This is a genomic window from Sorangium sp. So ce1153, assembly GCF_051521595.1.
GTDB lineage: Bacteria > Myxococcota_A > Polyangia > Polyangiales > Polyangiaceae > Sorangium.
Window position 1 is genome coordinate 4,749,191 of sequence record NZ_CP150361.1, and the last position, 19,887, is coordinate 4,769,077.

Genomic DNA, 19,887 nt, shown 5'->3' on the forward strand with positions numbered 1-19,887 from the left:
GCGGGCTTGCCTATCGCCCATCTACTGCGGCGGAGCAGGCCGGTTCTTCGCGTCGATCGCGTCGATGAACAGGCCCATGTACTGCGCGGCGCTCGTGACCGAGAAGATGAGCGACAGGTAGATGAGCAGCCGCCCGACGTGCACCACGTCCACCTCTCCGAAGTCGACGCCGAGGTGGATGCGGTACGGATAGCCGAGGATCAGGCAGACGATGCCGATCATCTGCAGCGCGGTCTTGATCTTCCCGCCGTCGCCCGCCGCGATGACGAGCCCCTCCGTCGACGCGATCGACCGGAGCGCCGTGATCGTGATCTCGCGCGAGATGAGCAGCACCACCGCCCACGCCGGGATCCGGCCCATCGGGACCAGCCACACCAGCGTGCTCGTGACGATGAGCTTGTCGGCCAGCGGATCGAGGAACTTGCCGAGCACGCTCACGAGCCCCTGCCGTCGCGCCAGGTAGCCGTCGAGCATGTCCGTGAGCGCCGCGAGCGAGTAGACGCACGCGGCCCAGAAGCAGTCCCGCGGCGCGCCCCTCGACAGGAGCAGGAGGACGGCCGGGATCATGACGATCCGGGCGAACGTGAGCAGGTTCGGGACGTTCTTCGCGTCCTCCCAGAGCGTCCTCCGCCGCTGCGCCTTGATGCCCCGCAGCGAGGTGTCCGCGCTAGCGACCATCGACGAGAACCATCCCCTCTCCACCGAACGTCACGAACCCCTGCACCCCGCCCGGCGCCTCGGCGGCGGGCAGCGTGCGCGGCAGGAGCCGGCCCATCCACCCGAGCACCGCGGTCGCGCGCATCGACGTCGGCCGCGTCGGCGTGATCTCCAGCGCGGCGGCGCGCTCCGGCACCGAGAGCACCGCGTGCCCCCGGCCGCGGAGCTGCACCATCGCCACCGCCTCGCCGTCGCCGGCCGGCAGCCGGCCGTTCTCGTAGCTGATCGGCAGCTCGAAGCCGACGAGGACGTCCTCGCGCATGTAGATCGGCTCCTCCCCGATCGTCACGGCGTGGAGCCGCCGGCCGTCCGGCGCCCCGAGCACGAGCTCGCAGCGCCCGCCGATCTCGATGAACGGCGTGCTCGGCCCGCCGAGCGGCTCGTCGAAGATGCGGCCGCGCGCCTGCCGCTTCAGCACGTGCGTGGCGGTCCCGGAGTGCGTGCTCATCGTGCGCAGCGCGTCGAGGCGAACCACGAAGCCCTTCGCTCCCTGCACGAGCACGACGCCTGTCGCGTGCCGCGCGACCGTGACGTCGCGCGGGAAGACGAGCAGCCGCTCGCGCACCACCCCCAGCAAGGTCTCCGGCGGCTGCACCGCGAGCGGCGTCGTGGCCGGCGGCGGCGTCCCGGGCGCCGCCGTCGGCGGCGGCAGCGACGACGACCGCGCGGCGGCCTTCCTGCTCGCCAGCGACGCGTCGCTCGTCGCCGGGACGGCGACGCTGAAGCGGCCCGTCATCGAGGGCTCCTCGGGCGCCACCGAGACGCGGCGCACGGACGGGTGCACGCCGCCGCCGGGCGGCGCCTGCACCGCCGGCATCGACGGGACGGTCGGCGCCGCGCCGCCCCTCGGGCCGGACGCTCGGTTCGCGCCCGCCGCGCCGCCCGACGCTCCGGGGCGACCGTCCGCCCCGAGGCTGCGGACCGACGGCGGCGCCGGGATGGTCGGCATCGTCTCGCGGCCAGGCTCGATCGCCGACCAGGTCCCGGACGGGATGCGCGGCAGATCCGAGTCGTGGCGGAAGCCGGCGCCGGTGCGCTCGAGCGCCTGCACCGCCTCGCCCGCGGCCCGCTGCACCTCGGCCCTCGCCTCGGCCTTGGCCTCGATCGGCGGCTGGTCCTCGGTGTCCGGCGGCTCGATCGGGTACCGGCCCGTCGCGCCGCTCGTCATGTCGAGCAGCCGGCGCGCCATCGCGTCGTGGCCGCCCGCCGCGAACGCGTGGCTCGCGCGCTCGTAGTCGCCCATGCGCTGGAACGCGAGCCCGAGGTAGCCCCAGGCGCGCTGGTGCTTCGGGTTCTGCTCGAGCGCCTTCTCGAGCTCGGACCGCGCCTGCGCCGGCTGTCCGGTCTTGAGGTACGAGAGCGCGAGGTTGATCCGCGGCTCGACGGCGTCCGGGTGGGCCTGGATCAGCCGCTCGTAGATCGCGATCGCGCGCGGGTAGAGACCGAGCCGGAAGTAGACGATGCCGAGGAGGTCCTGCCCCTTCGGATCGCTCGGCTGGAGCGAGAGGGCGCGCTCGAGCTCCGCCTTCGCGGCGTGGACCCGGTTGTCCTGCAGGAGCTCGCTGCCCCGGTGCAGGTGGAACAGGAACTCCTCCGCTGCGACTTCGCGGGTGGAAGGCCGGGGATCGTCGCGCTCGGGCATCGCGGGTGGATCGTACACGAAAACGCACACGCGCCGTCAGGCGCTCGCCGCCTCGATCGCTTCGGCGAGCGTGAACGCCCCCTCGTAGAGCGCGCGGCCCACGATCACGCCGCTGACGCCCGGGATCTGCGCCAGCGCGCGGAGGTGGGCGAGCGAGCCGACGCCGCCGGAGGCCAGCACCGGGAACCCGCACGAGCCGGCGAGCTCACGCGTCGCCTCCAGGTTGGGCCCGACCTGCGTCCCGTCGCGGGAGACGTCGGTGTAGAGGAGCGCCGCGATGGGGGAGCCGGCGAGCGCGCGGGCGACGTCGAGCGCCGTGACGGAGGAGACCTGCTCCCAGCCCTGCACGGCCACGCGCCCGTCCTTGGCGTCGACGGCGACCACGACGCGCCCCGGAAAGCGGCCGGCGAGGTCGCGCACGAGCGCGGGGTCGTTCACCGCGGCCGTCCCGAGCACGATGCGGTCGGCGCCGAGCGCGAGGTAGCTCTCGGCCGCGGCGGCGGAGCGGATGCCGCCGCCCACCTGCACGCTGCCGCCGCCCGCGCCGAAGGCCGCGATGACGGCGCGCGCCACGTCGGCCTGCACGGGCATGCCGGCCCGGGCGCCCTCCAGATCGACGACGTGCAGCCGGTCGCACGCGCGGCGGAGGCGGGCGGCGAGCGCCGCGGGGTCCTGGTCGTAGACGGTGACCTGATCGTAGCGTCCTTGATGGAGGCGCACGGCCTGGCCTCCGAGAAGATCGATGGCGGGGATGAGCTGCACGCGGCGTGTCTAGCGCGCCTTCGCGCGCGCGGGTAGGAGGCTAGCGCGGCGGCGAGGGCGACCGCAGCCGCCGCGCCGCCGCGTCGCCGTCACCAACGCCCGCTCGCCCCGAGCACCACGCCCTCCGGCCCTGCCGCGAGCACCCCGGCGCGGATCTGCCTTGACGCCGCGCCGGTCGCCGCCTCGCCCTGCTTCGGCTCGGTCAGGAACAGCACCGCCGCCGCCCCGAGCCCGGCCAGCCCCACGCCGAAGCCGATCGTGCTGAGGAGCCCCGTCGCGCTCGCGCTCTCGGAGGCGTCCATGCCGGTCTGATCGCACGCCGTCTCGTCGCTCGAGCCGATCCCGCTGCCGCAGTGCTCCTCGACGACGCTCTTCTTGCCCAGCGTGAGCGCGCCCGTCACCCCGCCGAGCACGAGCCCCGCCACGCCGACGCCGCCCGCGACGAAGGCGGCCGTGCGCCGGCCCGAGGCGCCGGACGGCGCCGGCGTCGAGGCGCCGTTCACCTGCAGCTCCACCTGCTTCTTCTCGCCCTCGGCGAGCCGGATCCGCGTCTCCCATGCGGCCCCTCCCGGCGCCTGGGTCGACACGACGTGCTCCCCCGGGTCCACCGGCACGCCCGCGCCGAGCTGCGCGCCGTCCACCACCCGGCCGTCGCGCTTCACGACCGTCCCCGCGGGGGACCCCGGCGGGAGCGACAGCGAGAGCTCCGGCACGAGCGGGCCCAGCCGGTCGCGCTCCTGCCTGGCGACCTTGGCGCGCTCCCCCTGCCGGCTCTTCTGCTCCGGCGTCATCTGCTGGTACAGCGCCATGTACTCCCCGAAGCGCGTGAACGCGGTCGCGACGTGGCCCCACCGCGACTCGCAGATGGCCAGCGTGAAGAGCGCCCCCGGCTTCGGCTCCATCCGATGGCTGTCGGCGATCGCCTTGCAGCCTGTCTCGTACTTGCCCGCCTCCATGTCGGCGAGGCCCTGGTTGAAGAGCGACTCCGCCGTCGCGCTCTCCTGCGCCGCGGCGGGCGCCGCGGCGGCGAGGGGGAAGAGGACGAGGGCGAGGGGAGCGATCCGGCGCAGGCGGCGTTTCATGTTCTGGCGCATCCACAGGGCGAGGGGGTCAACCGGCGTGGTCGAGGATGGAACCGGCGTCGCGGCGCGCATCGGCCTCAATCCCGCCCGAGCAAGGGGACCTTGGGACGGGGCGCGGGGGTCCTCCGCTCGCCCGACGCCGGCCTCGGCGCGGTCCTCGGGGACGCGCTCGCGGTCCCGCGCGCGGGCGGGGCCGCGCTGGCGCTCGCGCTGGGCGCGGGCTGGGCGCGCTGAGGTTGCGCCTCGTCGGCCGAGGCGGAGGGCTCTGGCGGCGGCGGCGCGCTCGGCGAGGGGGTGACGGCGGGGCTGCCCGCGGCGGTCGCCGCGCTCGCCGCGACGCTCGCCGCGCCGGCACCCGGCGCTGCGTTCTCCGCCGCTGCGGCGGCGACTGGCTCGGGTTCGGCCCCGGTGCGGAGCACGAGCCAGCCCACCAGCCCGAGCGCCCCGAGCCCGAAGACGGCCGCCGCGGCGAGCAGCGGCGTCCGGCTCAGCCTCACGGGCACGATCGCCCCCGCCGGGATCGACGTCACCGAGGTCTCCATCATGGTCGCCGCGAGGGGGACGCTCGGCGCGCGCGACGGGTGATCCGGGCCCATGGGGGCGATGTTCGTGATCGCGGGCGTCATCAGCGCGGGCGCCGCCGTCGGCTGCGTGATCATCGCGGGCGCCGTGACCGGGGGCGTCGCCGTCCCCGGCATCGGCGTCGCGAGCACCGGCGCCGAGGAGCTCGCCAGAGCCCAGGGCGGCGCGCTCTGGCGTGGCGCCGGCCCGCTGCTCGCCGCCGCCACGCCGAGCACCTCGGAGAGCGCGTGCGCCGCCTCGCTCGCGGTGCGGAACCGCGCCGCTGGATCGACCGCGGCGGCCCGGGCGAACCACGCGTCGAAGCCCTGCGGCAGCACCACGCGGTGCGCCATCGCCCGCTGCACCGGGGCCTCCTGCGGACCGTGGACGACCACCAGCGCGAACGCGATCACGTCGCCGGCGCTGATCGCCTCCGGGCTCCAGTACGGCGTCCCGACGAGCAGCGTGTACGCGATCATCCCGAGCGCGTAGATGTCCACGGCGCTCGTGAGCTTCGAGTCGACGCGGAACTGCTCGGGCGCCATGTAGATCGGCGTCCCGAGGCTCCGCGTGACGCCGGCCGCGGTCCCGCCCTCGGCGAGCAATTTGGCCACGCCGAAGTCGAGGATCTTCATGCGCGGCGTCCCGTCGTCCCGCTGGGTGACGAACAGGTTCTCGGGCTTCAGGTCGCGGTGGATGATCGACGCGGCGTGCGTGCGATCGAGGGCCGACGCTGTCTGCTGGAGGTACGTCGCGACCTCGCCGGGCGGCAGCCGGCCGAGGCGCTTGAGGCGCTGGCCGAGCTCCTCGCCGCGGAGCAGCTCCATCACGAGGAACGGCATCCCGGTCGCGTCGTCGATGCCGGCGTCGAAGACGTCGACGATGTACTCGCTCTCGATGTTCGCCGTGATCTGCGCCTCGCGCTTGAAGCGGCTGCGCATCTCCTCGCTCTGGAAGAGGTACGCGTGCATCACCTTGAGCGCCCGGCGACGGTTCGTCTCGATGTGCACCGCCTCGTAGACGGACCCCATCGCGCCCACGGCGAGGAGGCGCACCACGCGATAGCGGTGCGCAAAGACCGTTCCGTCCGCGAGCGTGGCCGACACGGCGGGAGGGTCGCGCGCGGCGGCGGTCGCGTCAAGGATCCAGGACCGGCGGAGGGCTGCGCGGCACCCGACGGCCCTGGCGCACCGCGCGCACCGCGCGCACCGCGCGACGCGCGCGACGCCAGACGCTCGCGGCGTCGACGCGGCGGCGGAGACATCACCGCGCTCTCGCGCAACGCAGCCAGGCGCCGGCGTGGTGACCTGTCGGCGAGCGCTCCTGGCAGGCGGAGGTGGGCAAGGTCGCCTCCTCGCGGCGCCAGCCCTCGCCCCGGATCCTGTGGTTCACGTCGGGCGTGAGGACGGCGCGTTCGTCGCGCTGGAGCGGGAAGTCCTCCGCAAACAGGGCTCGTCGCCGTGAAAGGCGTCAATCGACGCTGCGCGGTGCGCGGTCGATTGACAACTTCTCACCCCACGCGGCGCGCCACCCGCTGTCGGACATGGCGGCCTCAGCAGGTCTTTTTGCCGTCAGGCGTGGAGAATTGCCGCCAGCCGCGAACTCCGTGGCGGAGCGACGGGCGGTGCTGGTAAGCTCGCGATCGGGCTTGGATGCGGCGTGGCCCTGGGGGCGAGCGGGCGTGAGGCGAGAGGGGCGCGGCGGAGCGGACGGGCGCGTGCGCGACGCGGCCGCCTCGCCGCTCGATCCTGGGAATCGCGAGCGGGGAGGGCATGCAAACCACGGAGTCGACAGCGCGCGGAAGCGAAGCCTCGAGTGAATGGCGGGCCGAGCCCATGAACAGAACCGTATCGACCGGTGCTCGGACGGACACCATCCTGATCGTCGACGACGTCCCCGCCAACCTGGCGGTGGCCATCGATCACCTGGAAGAGCAGGGATTCGAGATCGCGATCGCGCAGGATGGAGAGGAGGCCCTGGAGCGGGCGGAGCTCCTGCAACCGGATCTGATCCTGCTCGATATCGTGCTGATGCCGGGGATGGACGGTCTGGAGACGTGCCGGCGCCTCAAGGCGTGCGCGAGCACCCAGGAGATCCCGGTGATCTTCATGACCGCCCTGGCGGAGACCGCCGACAAGGTCGCTGGTTTCGAGGCCGGGGGCGTCGATTACGTCACCAAGCCGTTCCAGCTCGACGAGATCGTCGCGCGCGTCCAGACGCACCTGACCATGCACGCGATGCGCAGGAAGATCGAGGCGCAGAACGCGCAGCTGCAGCGCGAGATCGCCATGCGCGAGCAGTTCGAGTCCGCGCTGCGGCTCGCGCACGGCGCCCTGGAGCAGCGGGTCGCGGAGCGCACGGCCGAGCTCGCCGCCGCGAACGCCACGCTCCAGGAAGAGGTCGCCGAGCGCAAGCGGGCGCTCGTGGCCCTGCGCGAGAGTCAGGAGCTCCTCCGGGCCATCATCGACAACTCGACGGCCGTCGTCTACGTGAAGGACCTCGAGGGGCGATATCTGCTGATCAACCGCCGCTTCGAGCGGCTCTTCCACGTGACCGAGCCGTCGATCCTCGGCAGGACCGATCACGAGCTGTTCCCTCCCGCGCAGGCCGACGCGCTCCGCGCTTTCGACATGCGGGTCCTGGCGGCCCGGACGCCGCTGCAGGCCGAGGAGGTCATGATGCAGGACGACGGCCCGCACGCGTACATCTCGATCAAGTGCCCGCTGTACGACGCGGCCGGCGCGCCGTGCGGCGTCTGCGGCATATCGACCGACATCACGGAGCGCAAGCGGGCGGAGGAGGACCGGGAGGCGCTGCTCGCCCGCGAGCAGGCCGCGCGCGAGCGGGCCGAGGCCGCTGACCGCCTGAAGGACGAGTTCCTCACCACGCTCAGCCACGAGCTGCGCACGCCCCTCACCGCCATCGTCGGCTGGGCGCAGCTCCTGCGCAAGGGCATGCTGGACGCGGCCACCCTGCGGCGCGGCTGCGAGTCGATCGAGCGCAACGGCTGGGCCGAGCTGCAGATCATCGAGGATCTGCTCGACGTCTCCGCCCTCGTCAGCGGCAAGATGACGCTGAACGCGCGGCCGGTCTGCCTCGCCTCGGTCGTTTGCGCGGCGCTCGACACGCTGAAGCTCGCCGCCGAGGCCAAGGGCGTCAGCGTCTCGATGTCCTCGGGTCCGATGACCGGAAAGGTCTGGGGGGACGGCGGCCGCCTGCAGCAGGTGGTCTGGAACCTGCTGAGCAACGCGGTCAAGTTCACGCCCTCCGGCGGGCGCGTCGCCGTCTCGCTGGAGGAGGTCGGCGGCATGGCGCAGATCCGCGTCAGCGACAACGGCGAGGGGATCAGGGCGGAGCTTCTGCCGCACGTATTCGAGCGGTTTCGCCAGGGGGACGGCTCGATCGGCCGCCATCGCGGCGGGCTCGGGCTCGGCCTCTCCATCGCGCGGCACCTCGTGGAGCTGCACGGCGGGACGGTTCGCGGCGAGAGCGGCGGGCCGGGGCAGGGCGCGACGTTCACGGTCGATCTGCCCCTCATCCCGGCGGTCGATCGGCCCGCCGCTCCGTGCCTCGCCACCGCGGGATCGGGCCGCGACGGGGCCTCCTCGCGGGCGCTGGCCGGGATGCGCGTCGTCGTCGTCGATGACGAGCCCGACATGCGGGAGCTCATGACGCGCCTCCTGGCAGGCGCGGGCGCCGAGGTCCGCGTCGCCGGGGTCGCGCGGGACGGCTTCGATCTGGTCGAGCCGTGGCGGCCGGACGTCATCGTGAGCGACATCGGCCTGCCCGGCGAGGACGGTCACGCGCTGATCCGCCGCGTCAGGGCGCTCCCCGCCGAGCGTGGCGGCAAGACGCCCGCGCTCGCGCTGACCGCCTATGCCGGCCAGGGCGCGCGTGAGCAGACGCTCTCCGAGGGGTACCAGGTCCACATCGCGAAGCCGGTCGATCCCGCGACGCTCATCGAGGTGATCGCCAGCCTGGCCGCCCTCGGCAGGTCCGAGCCCTCCCGCGCCTAGCCCGATCGGGTCAGCCTCGGCGCGGGCGACACGACGCCGGTGTGAGGTGCGGTGGCAGGACCTGTGTTGGCGTGATGCGTCACGCGTCCCGCGGCGTCCCCTCGGGGGAGCCTGCGGCGTCACGCGGACGGGAGCGCGCGGGCGGACGGAGCGGTACGTCCCCGCCGGAGGCTTCCTGCATATACTCGGCGGCATGCCGACAGCGGAGACGACCCGCGCCCTGGAGCAGTCCCGGGCGAATCAACTGTGCGACATCGACCGGGGGGTATTCTACTCCTACGGCATCCCCTCCGTGGTCTTCTGGCTCAATCCGTCGCTCTTCCGGATGCTGGAGCCGCTCGTCGAGGAGGTCGGCGTCCCCCTCTTCCGCCTGCTCGTGGCCCGGAACTCCAGCATGGGAGCCGACGAGGATTACCACTCCATGGTGACCACGTTGGGCGAGACGTTCGAGGAGGGCTTCCGCGCCTGGGGGCTCGCCGTCTCGACGGGCGGCTGGGGGCGGTTCGAGCTCCCCGTGTTCGATCGGGAAGCCGAGCGCGCGGTGGTCGTCGTGCGCAATCCCTGGGAGCTCGAGATGCAGCGCGGCTCGTCGGTGCGGTGGGGCTGCCCGTTCCTCCAGGGCAAGATCATCGGCCTGCTCTCGCACGCCCTCGGGGTCAACTGCTGGGCGGATGAGGTCCTGTCAGCGGAGGACGATCAGCCGTCGTCCGTGGAGTTCCGCGTCTACCGCTCCGACAGGACGATCAGCGCGGAGCTCGCGCAGCTGCGCGCCGCGCACCACGAGGAGGCGAAGCGCGTCCTCGAGCAGCGGACGCAGGAGCTCCGGCAGAGCGAGGCGAAGCAGCGGGCTATCCTCGCCTCGCTGAGCGAGGCCGTGTTCACGCTGGACGAGCGGGGCCGACTCACGAGCTACCATGTGCCGAAGGAGCAGGCCGCGTTCCACGACGCGCCCGAGCGCGCGCTCGGCCGGCACGTCAGCGAGGTGATGCCGGGGGCGGCCTCCGCCGTGCTGCTCGCGGCGGTCGCGGGGGTCGTCCAGGACGAGCTGCCGCGGGAGGTGAGCTACGCGCGGGAGCGCGGGGGTGAGGTCCGGTTCTTCAGCACGAAGCTCTCGATCCTGCGAGATCCTGTCTCCGAGACGAACGGCGTGACGGCGGTCGAGCGCGACGTGACCGAGCGCGTGCGCGCCGAGCAGGCGCTCGAGGACCGGCTCACGCTGATCCAGCGGCAGCAGGAGATGATCCAGGCGCTGTCCACCCCGATCATCCAGGTGTGGGACGGCGTGCTGGCGCTGCCGCTCGTCGGCATGGTCGACAGCCGCCGCGCGGCGTCGATCACGGAGAGCCTGCTGCAGCAGATCGTGAGCACGCAGGCGCGGGTGGCCATCCTCGATCTGACGGGCGTCGACGTCGTGGACTCGGCGATAGCCGATCACTTCGTCCGCATCGTCCGCGCGGTGGAGCTCCTGGGCGCGAGGTGCCTGATCTCCGGCATCCGCCCCGCGGTGGCGCAGACGATGACGCAGCTCGGGATGGGCATCGAGAAGGCGCGCACGTTCGGCACCATGCGGAGCGCGCTGAAGACGGTGATGCGGGGGCAGCTCGCCTGAGGCAGCTCGCCTGAGATCGACGTCGCGGGGGTGTCGTCGCCCCCGGGCGCTCCGGCATCGAGCGCGCTCTTCGCGCGCTGCCGGCCTCTGCCGCTCGTGTCCCGGCGCATCGCGGCCGGGCGCTGCCGCGCGCGGCGGACGCGACGCGCGGAAAGGTCTCCAGTCGAGCGGGCGCCGGTTGCGCGAGGTCGACGGGGGGATACCATCGCGGCCGACGATGGCTGTGCTGACGCTCGAGCAAGCGGCGCTCCCGCTTCGGCAGGCTTACCAGGAAGGTCGCCTCATCCCGTTTCTGGGGGCGGGCTTCTCTGCCCCGCTCCAGCTGCCGATGTGGAGGGAGCTGACGGGATGGATGGGCGAGTCGCTCGGCTTCGAGCCTGCGCTCTTCGAGCTTCACGGCTTGCCCCCGCAGCTCGCCGGCTTCTTCGCCCGGGAGTGCGAGGGCGGCCTCGACCGCTTCATCGCCGAGCTGCGCGCGCGCTTCCACGCGCGCGAGGTCGACGAGCGCCGCAGGGGCTCGCGCCAGCACCAGGCGCTTGCGCGCCGCCGCTTCCCCACGATCTACACGACGAACTTCGAGCACCACATCGAGGAGGCGCTGCGGGATGCAGGCAAGCCGGTCGTCGCGCTCTCCACGTTCGACGACTTCGCGCGGTGCCCGGCCCAGGGGGCGTGTCATGTCATCAAGTTCCACGGCGACCTCGACTGGCCCGAGACGGTGGTGCTGACCGAGACCCAGTACTTCAGCCGCCTCCGGCTCGAGGCCGCGCCCGATCAGCGCCTGCGGGCCGATCTGCTCAGCAACACCTTCCTCTTCCTCGGCTACAGCTTCAGCGACGTCGACATCCGGTACATCTGGTATCGCATGGAGCAGATGCGCATCGAGGGCAGCCCTCCTGGCGCGAAGCGCGCGCCGAGCCGCCGCGGGTACTGGGCGACCTTCGGCGCCGGGCTCATCCAGCCGGCGCTGCTCGAGGACTGGCACATCGACGTGATCGAGCTCGACCCGAACGACAAGACGAAGAGCGTGGTGGATCTGCTCGACGCGCTCGACGGATGAGGGGCGATGGTCATGGTCTATTTCGTCTCCGCCCACGAGCACAAGCTGGAGGACATGGCTCACGAGTGGACGGGCGGCCCGACGCCGCTTCGCCTGCTCCGGCTCGACGTCCCCGAGGTCCTCTCCTCCGATCTCGACACGGTCGTACGGGAGAAGGCCATCGCCGCTTATCGGGTGGCGCTCGTGCCGCTCTTCGTGGAGCACGGCGGGCTCTTCATCGAGCACCTGAACGGCTTCCCGGGCCCGCTCGTGAAGCCGTTCTGGGAGCGGCTCCAGGACCGGATCTGCTCGCTGATCCCCCCGGGCCAGTCGCGCGCTGCGCGCGTCGTCCAGAAGGTATGTTATTGCGACGGCCGGACGCTCCGCGTCTACACGGGCAGCGTCCTCGGCGAGATCGCCTGCGAGCGGCGGGGTGACGAGGGCATTCACTGGGAGCCCATGTTCGTCCCGGCCGGGCACACGCGGACGCTGGGGCAGATGTCCCGTGAGGAGCGCCTCCGCGTCTCGGCGAGCGCGGAGGCCCTGCGGGCGTTCCGCCGCGACGTGGGTCTGTGAGCGAAGTCGCTTGACTTTCGTACCGCGTTGGAGTTCCTACCGTCTTCGACCGCGGCAAGGGAGCGAGAATCTGAAATCCGGCGTTCCTCTCCCCTGCGTTCCGAGGTTACCCCCAGGTTAGCGGAGGAGATCCATGGAGTTCAGATTGCTCGGCGGGTCAGGGTTCAAGGTTCCGGTGCTGAGCCTCGGGACGGGGACGTTCGGCGGAGGCAACGAGTTCTTCAAGGGCTGGGGCGCGAGCGACGTGGCCGAGGCGACCCGGCTGGTCGACATCTCGCTCGAGGCCGGGATGAACATGTTCGACAGCGCGGACATCTACTCCGACGGGCTCGCGGAGGAGATCCTCGGCGAGGCGATCAAGGGCCGGCGGGATCAGGTCATCATCTCCACGAAGGCGACCTTCCGGAGCGGCTCCGGGCCGAACGACGTCGGCTCGTCGCGGTATCACCTGGTGAGGTCGGTCGAGGCGAGCCTGCGGCGGCTGCAGACGGACCATATCGACCTCTTCCAGCTCCACGGCTTCGACGCGCTCACGCCGCTCGAGGAGACGCTCGGCACGCTCGACGATCTCGTTCGAGCGGGGAAGATTCGCTACCTCGGCTGCTCGAACTTCTCCGGCTGGCACCTGATGAAGTCGCTGGCTGTGTCGGAGAAATATGGCCTTTCTCGGTACGTGGCGCACCAGGCCTACTACTCGCTCGTAGGGCGCGACTACGAGTGGGAGCTGATGCCGCTGGCGCTCGACCAGAAGGTCGGCGCGGTGGTCTGGAGCCCGCTGGGCTGGGGGCGGCTCACCGGGAAGATCCGGCGCGGGCAGCCGCTGCCGGAGGTCAGCCGGCTCCGGAACAAGCTTGTCGTCGAGAATGGGCCGCAGATGGACGACGAGTACCTCTATCGCGTGGTCGACGCGCTCGATGAGGTGGCGAAGGAGACGGGCAAGACCGTCCCGCAGATCGCGATCAACTGGCTGCTGCAGCGGCCGAGCGTCGCGAACGTGATCATCGGTGCCCGGAACGAGGAGCAGCTTCGGCAGAACCTTGGGTCCGTCGGGTGGAGCTTGACGCCGGAGCAGGTGGCAAAGCTGGATGCCGCCAGCAAGACGAGGCTGGCGTACCCCTATTTCCACCAGACCGGGTTCCACGAGCGGAACCCGTTCCCCGTCGCGGTTTGATCGGTTGACCTGACGGCGGCGCGGCTGCCAGATCGGCCGCGCGGCGGGGCAGGCGGCCCGCGGCGCCGCGATGCGATGCGATGCGATGATCGACCGGCCAGGTAGCCGGCGGTGGCGTCCGGTGCGCAGCTGTGCACAATCAGCGATCGTGCTCATCCTCAGCGACTTCGACGGCACCATCACCAGCGACGACCTGACGAACCGGATCTGGGACGCTCACCTCCGCTATGACTGGCGGAAGGTGCTGCTCTCGCCTGCTGGCGGCGGCCAGCTCACGGCGATCGAGCTCCTCCAGCGCGGCTATGCCGACGTGGATCGCTCCGCGCTCGAGCTGGTGGACGAGCTCCGCCCCCACGCCGCGCTGCGCCCCGGCTTCGAGGAGCTGCTGGCGCTCTGCGCTCGCCGCGGGTGGGTCTTCCACGTGATCAGCCACGGCCTGCCGTTCTACATCCGCGAGTTCCTGCCGCCGGGTACGGCGTTCTCCTGCTTCGATGCCGTCTTCGACGGGCGCTGGCGGGTCAGCGTGCCGGAGGCGGTGCCTCTCGGCCCTGGGGACGACTTCAAGATCAGGGTGCTCGATCAGCTGAAGGCGGCGACCGGCGAGACCGCCACGGTCTACATCGGCGACGGTCGGCTCGACTACCCCGCAGCGCGGCGCTGCGACCGCATCTTCGCGGTCCAGGGCAGCGCGCTCGACGCGCTCTGCGCCCGTGACGGGGTGCCGCGCACGCCGTTCGATAGCTTCACGGAGATCTGCGCGGCGCTCGACGACGGCGGCACGGTCGACGGCGCGCGCGCCCCGAGCTGCCGAGGCGACGACATCCGGACCTGAGGCGCGCCGAGGAGGGGGCACGCGGACTCGAGGCCCGCCGGAGAAGGCAGGCCCGTGCACACGACATCTCCGTGCTCGCGCCGCGCGCTGTCTCCTCCGCCATGATACCTCATGAGCGTCGGCCATCGGCAGACGGAAGCCCGACCAGGCCATCGCGGGCTGGTCGTCTCCGTGCTGCCCGGCCGACGACATGCTGGCTCCAGGGTGTATCGACGAGACTTCTCCTGATGCCTCTCACGATGTCTCTGCTGTTGCCCGACGGCTCCTGACTGGCGAGACGCGCGGTGCCGCGCCAGTCCGGCGCGGAGGAAAACGCCACCAGGAACGGTCTCTCGAGGCGTGACGTCGCGGCCCGACGACGCTTCCTTGCTTCGATGGATGCCGCGTGCAACGTTGCGGCGCCGTCGATAACGCCACGTCACCGCGTGACCATCACAGGGAGCACAGGACGTGCCTAGTCATAGCGCCGCGAGCGCCGCGGGCGGCTGTCGGGGGGCGTTCAGCACGGCATCGGCGTGGCGCGTTATCGAGCCGGTGCTAGGTTGCAGATTTTGCGAGCATTGCCTTTGCAGCCTGGCACCCTAGATCGCTTTAGAGGGTGCCTGTCAGTGTCCATATACAGTGCGGCTGTATCGAGGGTAGACGCGAATACACGGGGAGCTTGACTTTCGAATCGTATTGGTTAGTTCCTATCAGCTTCTCCGAGGTACGTGAAGGCAACGTGGGAGGCTCGTTCGTTCGCCTTGTCCGCTGCCTCTCGGGGATCGCTTTGAACGCCGTCCTGTTCGTCTAGGGCGGCATATTGCACTTCAGTCGCTCTCCGCGCGCGCATCGCAGAGGGGCCGGCGGCGCAGGGTGAGCGTGGCGCAGGTGACCTGTGAATTGCGGCCTTTGCGAGAAGGCCAGCAGAAGGAGATGGGCATGATCAGGCGAATGACCGGCGTGGCATTCCTGCTGTCGGCTGCTGCGTGCAGCGTCGTCCAGGATGGCGAGGTGGGCGAGGAGGCGGATGAGCAGACCGCCGTGGCCATCGATGATCTGGGCGTGACGTACATCCGTGTGGACGACCAGGGGATCTCCCACGTCACCGCATGGGACGAAAAGGCCGGTTACGCCGGCCTGTGCTACGCGATGGCGCGGGACCGGCTCTTTCAAATGGACGTGCTCCGCCGCAGCGCTCAGGGGCGCCTCGCGGAGATCTACGGACCCGGCGAGGGCGACAGCATCCTCGGTCAGGATCTCCTCGCCCGCGCGCAGAACCTGCCGGCGTTCGCGGCGGCGCGCTACGCGGCCGCCGCTTCCCGGACGAAGCGCGTCCTGCAGGGCTGCGCCGCTGGCGTGAACCAGTACATCTCCACGGCCAAGGCTTCTAGCAGCGGCCTGCCTCTCGAGTTCCAGACCCTCGGCTACGAGCCGGCTCCGTGGACGCCCGAGGACAGCGTCCTCGCCTACATCTACGTGGGCGTCACCTTCGACACCCTGACCTGGTTCACCAAGCTCGAGCGCGCGGCGGTGGCGTCCATCGCGGGGACCGACGTCGCGACGACGCTGATCAAGGAGGCCCCGGACGACGTGTCGCTGTTCGACGCGCAGGGCAACCTGAACCCGATCTCGCAGTTCCTCGTGCCGCCCGGCCCGACCGCGCCGTCGGCGACCATCGTCAACCCGCCGCCGCCGACCTGCCTGGACGGCGCGCGCCGGGTCACCGAGCAGGCCCGGCGCATGGCGCCCGCGAGCGGGCGCGCGAGCAACGCGTGGGCGGTCGACGGACACCTCACCTCCACCGGCAAGCCGCTCCTGGCGACCGACCCGCACTTCCCTCACTCGACCCCGTCCGCCGTCTACGTGGCGCAGCTCAAGATCAGCGGTCAGTACAACGTGGCGGGCTGGATGGTGCCCGGCTTCCCCGGGTTCATCAGCGGCCACACCGATCGCATCGCCTGGGTGCCGACCTACTCGCTCTTCGACAGCGTCGATCTCTACGTGGAGACGCTGCGCGGCGCGAGCGGCGGAGGCGAGGAGGCGCTCGTCAACGGCCAGTGGAAGCCGGTCACCCGGCGCGTGGAGACGATCCGCGTGAAGGGGCAGGCGGACGTGCAGCGGACGTTCCGCGCGACGCCCCACGGCCCGGTCCTCAACGACGGCCTGGATGGCCTGGAGTCGTTCGGCACCCTCGCGCTCAAGTCGACCGCGGGTCAGCCGGAGTGGAAGGTCGACGGCTACTTCGAGATGCCTGCGGCGCTCAACTGGACGCAGTTCAGGACGGCGGCGCTGAAGCAGAGCATCGGCTGGAACTTCATCTTCGCGGACTACGCGGGCGAGCACGGTCACATCGGCTATCAGAACTCGGGGCTCGCGCCGCAGCGAGAGAGCCCGCTGAACGCGCTCTATCCGGTGCCCGGGACGGGGGGACACGAGTGGACCGGGTACGCGACCAACGCCGAGCTGCCCTCGGTCTACGATCCGCCCTCGCACATCCTGATGACGGCGAACCACCGGATCGTCCCGCGGAACTACGCGCCGCAGGGGCGGCCGGTCCACCTCGCCAACTACTGGGACATGCCGTGGCGCGCGCAGCGGATCGCGACCCGCCTCACCACGGCGACGGGGCCGATCACACCGCAGGACATGGCGTCGATCCAGCTCGATACGCAGACCACGATCGGGCTGCCGCTGCGCGACAGCTACCTGGCCGCGCTCGGGCGCGTCGGGCTGCCGGCGGATGACCCGAGCGCCGCCGCGGCGATGGCGGCCCTGCAGCAGTGGGACGGGAACGCGGCGGCGAGCAGCCAGGGCGCCGCCGTGTACGAGATGCTCACCTTGATCCTGCTGCGCAACACGGTGAGGGACGTGATCGGACCTGACGAGTACGCGTTCTTCGCGCCCAACGTGTTCCTCACGAACCAGCTCAACGGCCTCCTCGACGTGCTCGCGAACCCGCGCGCCCCGTACTTCGGGGTCGTCGCGGGGGTCGACCCTGGGGCCGCGCGGGACGAGGCCGTCCGCGCCGCCCTCGGCGAGGCGGACGCGATGCTCCGCGACGCCCTCGGCTCGGACGTGAGCGCCTGGACCTGGGGCGGGATCCACGAGCTGAAGTACAATCACCCGCTCGCGGGCGAGGACGCGCGCTTCGACATCGGCACCTTCCCCGCGACCGGCGACGTCGAGACCATCAACATCGGCGGGTGGTTCGCGAAGGTAGGGATCCTGGACCGGCCGCCGGGCGACTTCGAGGCCGCGGGCGGGGTGCGCGGCGCGCTCGATCAGGACTCGCTCAGCGCGACACGGCTGATCTGGAACCTCGCTCCGCTCGACGGCTCGCTCGGGGTGATGAGCACCGGCAACAGCGGGGACCCGCGCACGTGCAATTACTCGAATCACGCCGAGGCGTGGAGGACGGGGCAGCTCTTCCCGATTCCTTTCACGTCCGCAGCGATCCCCTGAGTCGGCCGCTCACCGGCCGGATGACGGCCGATGCGACGGTGGTTCCCCGAGCAGCGCCAATCCAGTGACCACGTCCGACCGTGGTTGCCCGACCATCCGTCAGGCCAGCCCGGAGCACCCCCGGGCTGGCCAGCCGGGGGCTGGGCCACCTCCCGCGACCGAATCCGGGTCAATCCGTCGCCGCCGCTGGTCAGGTCGCGCGACCCTCCTTGACGTATCCCGCCGCCGCACCAGACGACGTAGCGATGGCGGAGATCTGCGACGCGCTCAGGGCACACCGAACGCTCCCCGTGGCGCGTGATTGCGATCTACGCAACAGTTTCTGCGCTCTCGCCTTATCTGCATCAGGAATTCCACGAGGCTCCGACACACGAGCCTGCCACCCTGCGACGGAACCATCCGCGGGGAGCTCTCGCTCCTTCCTGGGGAGGGAGCCGGGCGCTCGATCCTCTTTCCCCGAGCACGTATCGACGCTCAGTTGCCTGCTGGCCAGTGGGAACGACGGGTTCGGGTGTACAAGCAAGGAAACAGGAGAGAACACATGACATCGACGGTACAGCGAGCTGAGGACATCACGGTGAGGGCCTGCGGTGTTACCGACGTCGGGCGCGTTCGTAAAAACAACGAGGATAAGCTCCTCATCGCGCATCTCTCGTCGGTCGCCAAGACCGCGCCGCCCGCCCAGGCGGTCGCCTTCGAAGCCTCCTATCCCGTCCTGCTCGCCGTCTCCGACGGCATGGGCGGCGCGGCCGCAGGTGAGGTCGCGAGCGCCCTCGTGGTCGAGGCGCTGCGGCGGGCCATGTCCACTGCGCGCGGCAACTGGGACGAGGCCACCATCCGCGCCGTGGAGCGAGCGAACCGCGAGGTGTGGCAAGCCTCGCAGCAGCCGGGCCGTCATGGCATGGGCGCGACGCTCACCGCGATCTGCGTGCACGGGACGGAGGCGCACGTCGCCGAGGTGGGCGACTCGCGCGCCTACCTGATTCGCAACGGGCAGATCCTCCAGATCACGCACGACCAGAGCTTCGTGCAAGCGCTCATCGACGCTGGCATGATCCAGCCCGAGGAGGCGGAGCGGCACCCGATGAGGAGCATGCTCTTGCAGGCGATGGGCCTCGACCCCGAGGTCAAGGCCAGCGTCGCGCGGCTCGACCTGCGGCGCGGCGACCGCCTGCTGCTGTGCTCCGACGGCCTGTCGAACAAGCTGTCGGCCGACGAGATGCTCACCGCGATCGAGCAGGCCCCCTCGATCGAGGCCGCGTGCCAGCGGCTCGTCGCGCTCGCCAACGGTCTTGGCGGGGAGGACAACATCACCGCCATCGTCGCCGAGGTCCACGGCGACGGCCTCACGCCGCCCCGGCGGGGCGAGAAGGTCGACCAGACCCTCCACACCATCACCGAGTTCGAGCCGCCCAGGAAGATCTGAGCTGTCCCCAAGGGGGGGCGCGGTGCCTCGGGGCGCGTCGCGCGCCTGGGCACAGCCGTTCTCATTGCGGGCGGTACTACAGGAGGGAGAGCGTGACCTCACGAACGTTTCGCGGCGTTGCCTTCGATCTGGATGGGACCCTGCTGCGGTCCGATCATTCGATCTCTCCCGAGATGCGGTCGCTGTGCTCGACGTTGGCCGGGCAGGGCATCCTGCTGACGCTGATCAGCTCGCGGCCTCCCCGCTCCGTGGAGGAGTTCGCCCGCAGCCTGAGCCTGGACGGCCCGTGGGCGGCGCTGAACGGCGCCCTCGTCATCGGCTCCGACGGCAGGATACTCGACCGCTCGCCGCTGCCGGCGTCGGCCGTCGAGCACATCCTGGCGCGCTACGCGCGGGACGAGCGTGTCAGTCTGAACCTCTACGCGGGCTTCGACTGGATCGTTCAAGCTGTCGACCCGCGTGTCCGTATCGAGGCCGAGATCATCGGCTTCTCGCCGTCGGTCGACGTCGGGTTCGCGAGCCGCCCCGTCACCGACAAGATCCTGCTGATAACGGACGAGGAGCGCGGCGACGGCGCCTGGCTCGCGCAGGAGCTCGCGGCGCTCGACGCCGGCGTCGCGGTCGCGCGCTCGAAGCGCAACTACATCGAGGTCACGCGCAGCGAGACGGACAAGGGGCGCGCCCTCGCGTTCATCGCCGCAAGCCGCGGGATCTCCGCGCGCGAGATGGTCGCGGCCGGCGACGGCGAGAACGACATTCCCATGCTGGCGGCCTGCGGTCTTCCGATCGCGATGGGGCACAGCCCACGATCGCTCAGGCAGCTCGCCGAGCTGGTCGTCGGCAGCAACGACGACGACTCGCTCACCGGCGCGCTCGGCCACCTCTTCGGCGCCGCGCTGCCGCGCTGAACCGGCCGGCGCCTGCACCCGGCTCTCGCCTCATCCGGGCGCTCCAGCGCACGATGTGCGCTCTTCCGGAGCGCGCCCGGGGCTACCGCCGGCGACGTGCTG

14 protein-coding genes are annotated in these 19,887 nt (G+C 71.4%); 9 read left to right on the forward strand and 5 right to left on the reverse strand.

Annotated features, from left to right (window positions below):
- Nucleotides 1–21 precede the first annotated feature (21 nt).
- The 5 genes from pgsA to WME85_RS16980 form a co-directional block, all read right to left on the reverse strand.
- Nucleotides 22–678, reverse strand: coding sequence for a CDP-diacylglycerol--glycerol-3-phosphate 3-phosphatidyltransferase (gene pgsA, locus WME85_RS16960; protein WP_437839543.1), 657 nt, complete (start codon nucleotides 676–678; stop codon nucleotides 22–24).
- The gene (locus tag WME85_RS16965) at nucleotides 668–2,359 is read right to left on the reverse strand and encodes a tetratricopeptide repeat protein (protein ID WP_437839545.1); all 1,692 of its coding nucleotides are present in this window, start codon (nucleotides 2,357–2,359) and stop codon (nucleotides 668–670) included. Before WME85_RS16965 ends, pgsA begins: the two co-directional genes overlap by 11 nt.
- Nucleotides 2,360–2,395: 36 nt before the next feature.
- Complete coding sequence (locus WME85_RS16970; protein ID WP_437839548.1) at nucleotides 2,396–3,121, reverse strand: HisA/HisF-related TIM barrel protein; 726 nt, start codon at nucleotides 3,119–3,121, stop codon at nucleotides 2,396–2,398.
- Nucleotides 3,122–3,210: 89 nt separating this feature from the next.
- Entirely contained in the window at nucleotides 3,211–4,203 is a 993-nt protein-coding gene (locus WME85_RS16975; protein ID WP_437839551.1) for a hypothetical protein, read from the reverse strand.
- 77 nt (nucleotides 4,204–4,280) lie between these two features.
- Entirely contained in the window at nucleotides 4,281–5,870 is a 1,590-nt protein-coding gene (locus WME85_RS16980; RefSeq protein ID WP_437839553.1) for a protein kinase domain-containing protein, read from the reverse strand.
- Between the two features lie 729 nt (nucleotides 5,871–6,599).
- On the opposite strand from WME85_RS16980, the gene WME85_RS16985 reads away from it, so the two are divergent.
- The 9 genes from WME85_RS16985 (at nucleotide 6,600) to WME85_RS17025 (ending at nucleotide 19,785) form a co-directional block, all read left to right on the forward strand.
- Nucleotides 6,600–8,780, forward strand: a complete 2,181-nt coding sequence (locus tag WME85_RS16985; protein ID WP_437839556.1) for a response regulator — start codon at nucleotides 6,600–6,602, stop codon at nucleotides 8,778–8,780.
- A gap of 193 nt (nucleotides 8,781–8,973) precedes the next feature.
- Nucleotides 8,974–10,389, forward strand: coding sequence for an STAS domain-containing protein (locus WME85_RS16990; protein ID WP_437839558.1), 1,416 nt, complete (start codon nucleotides 8,974–8,976; stop codon nucleotides 10,387–10,389).
- A gap of 217 nt (nucleotides 10,390–10,606) precedes the next feature.
- The gene (locus WME85_RS16995) at nucleotides 10,607–11,449 is read left to right on the forward strand and encodes an SIR2 family NAD-dependent protein deacylase (protein WP_437839561.1); all 843 of its coding nucleotides are present in this window, start codon (nucleotides 10,607–10,609) and stop codon (nucleotides 11,447–11,449) included.
- Between the two features lie 6 nt (nucleotides 11,450–11,455).
- Nucleotides 11,456–12,004 (forward strand): non-canonical purine NTP pyrophosphatase, encoded by a 549-nt coding sequence (locus WME85_RS17000; protein ID WP_437839563.1) that lies wholly within the window; start codon nucleotides 11,456–11,458, stop codon nucleotides 12,002–12,004.
- Nucleotides 12,005–12,137: 133 nt separating this feature from the next.
- The gene (locus WME85_RS17005) at nucleotides 12,138–13,175 is read left to right on the forward strand and encodes an aldo/keto reductase (protein WP_437839565.1); all 1,038 of its coding nucleotides are present in this window, start codon (nucleotides 12,138–12,140) and stop codon (nucleotides 13,173–13,175) included.
- 148 nt (nucleotides 13,176–13,323) lie between these two features.
- Entirely contained in the window at nucleotides 13,324–14,007 is a 684-nt protein-coding gene (locus WME85_RS17010) for an HAD-IB family phosphatase (protein ID WP_437839567.1), read from the forward strand.
- A 921-nt stretch (nucleotides 14,008–14,928) separates the two neighbouring features.
- On the forward strand, nucleotides 14,929–17,451 hold the full coding sequence (locus tag WME85_RS17015) for a penicillin acylase family protein (RefSeq protein ID WP_437839569.1): 2,523 nt from the start codon (nucleotides 14,929–14,931) through the stop codon (nucleotides 17,449–17,451).
- A gap of 541 nt (nucleotides 17,452–17,992) precedes the next feature.
- On the forward strand, nucleotides 17,993–18,877 hold the full coding sequence (locus WME85_RS17020) for a PP2C family protein-serine/threonine phosphatase (RefSeq protein WP_437839571.1): 885 nt from the start codon (nucleotides 17,993–17,995) through the stop codon (nucleotides 18,875–18,877).
- A gap of 92 nt (nucleotides 18,878–18,969) precedes the next feature.
- Nucleotides 18,970–19,785, forward strand: a complete 816-nt coding sequence (locus WME85_RS17025; protein ID WP_437839573.1) for a Cof-type HAD-IIB family hydrolase — start codon at nucleotides 18,970–18,972, stop codon at nucleotides 19,783–19,785.
- The last annotated feature ends 102 nt before the right edge of the window (nucleotides 19,786–19,887 follow it).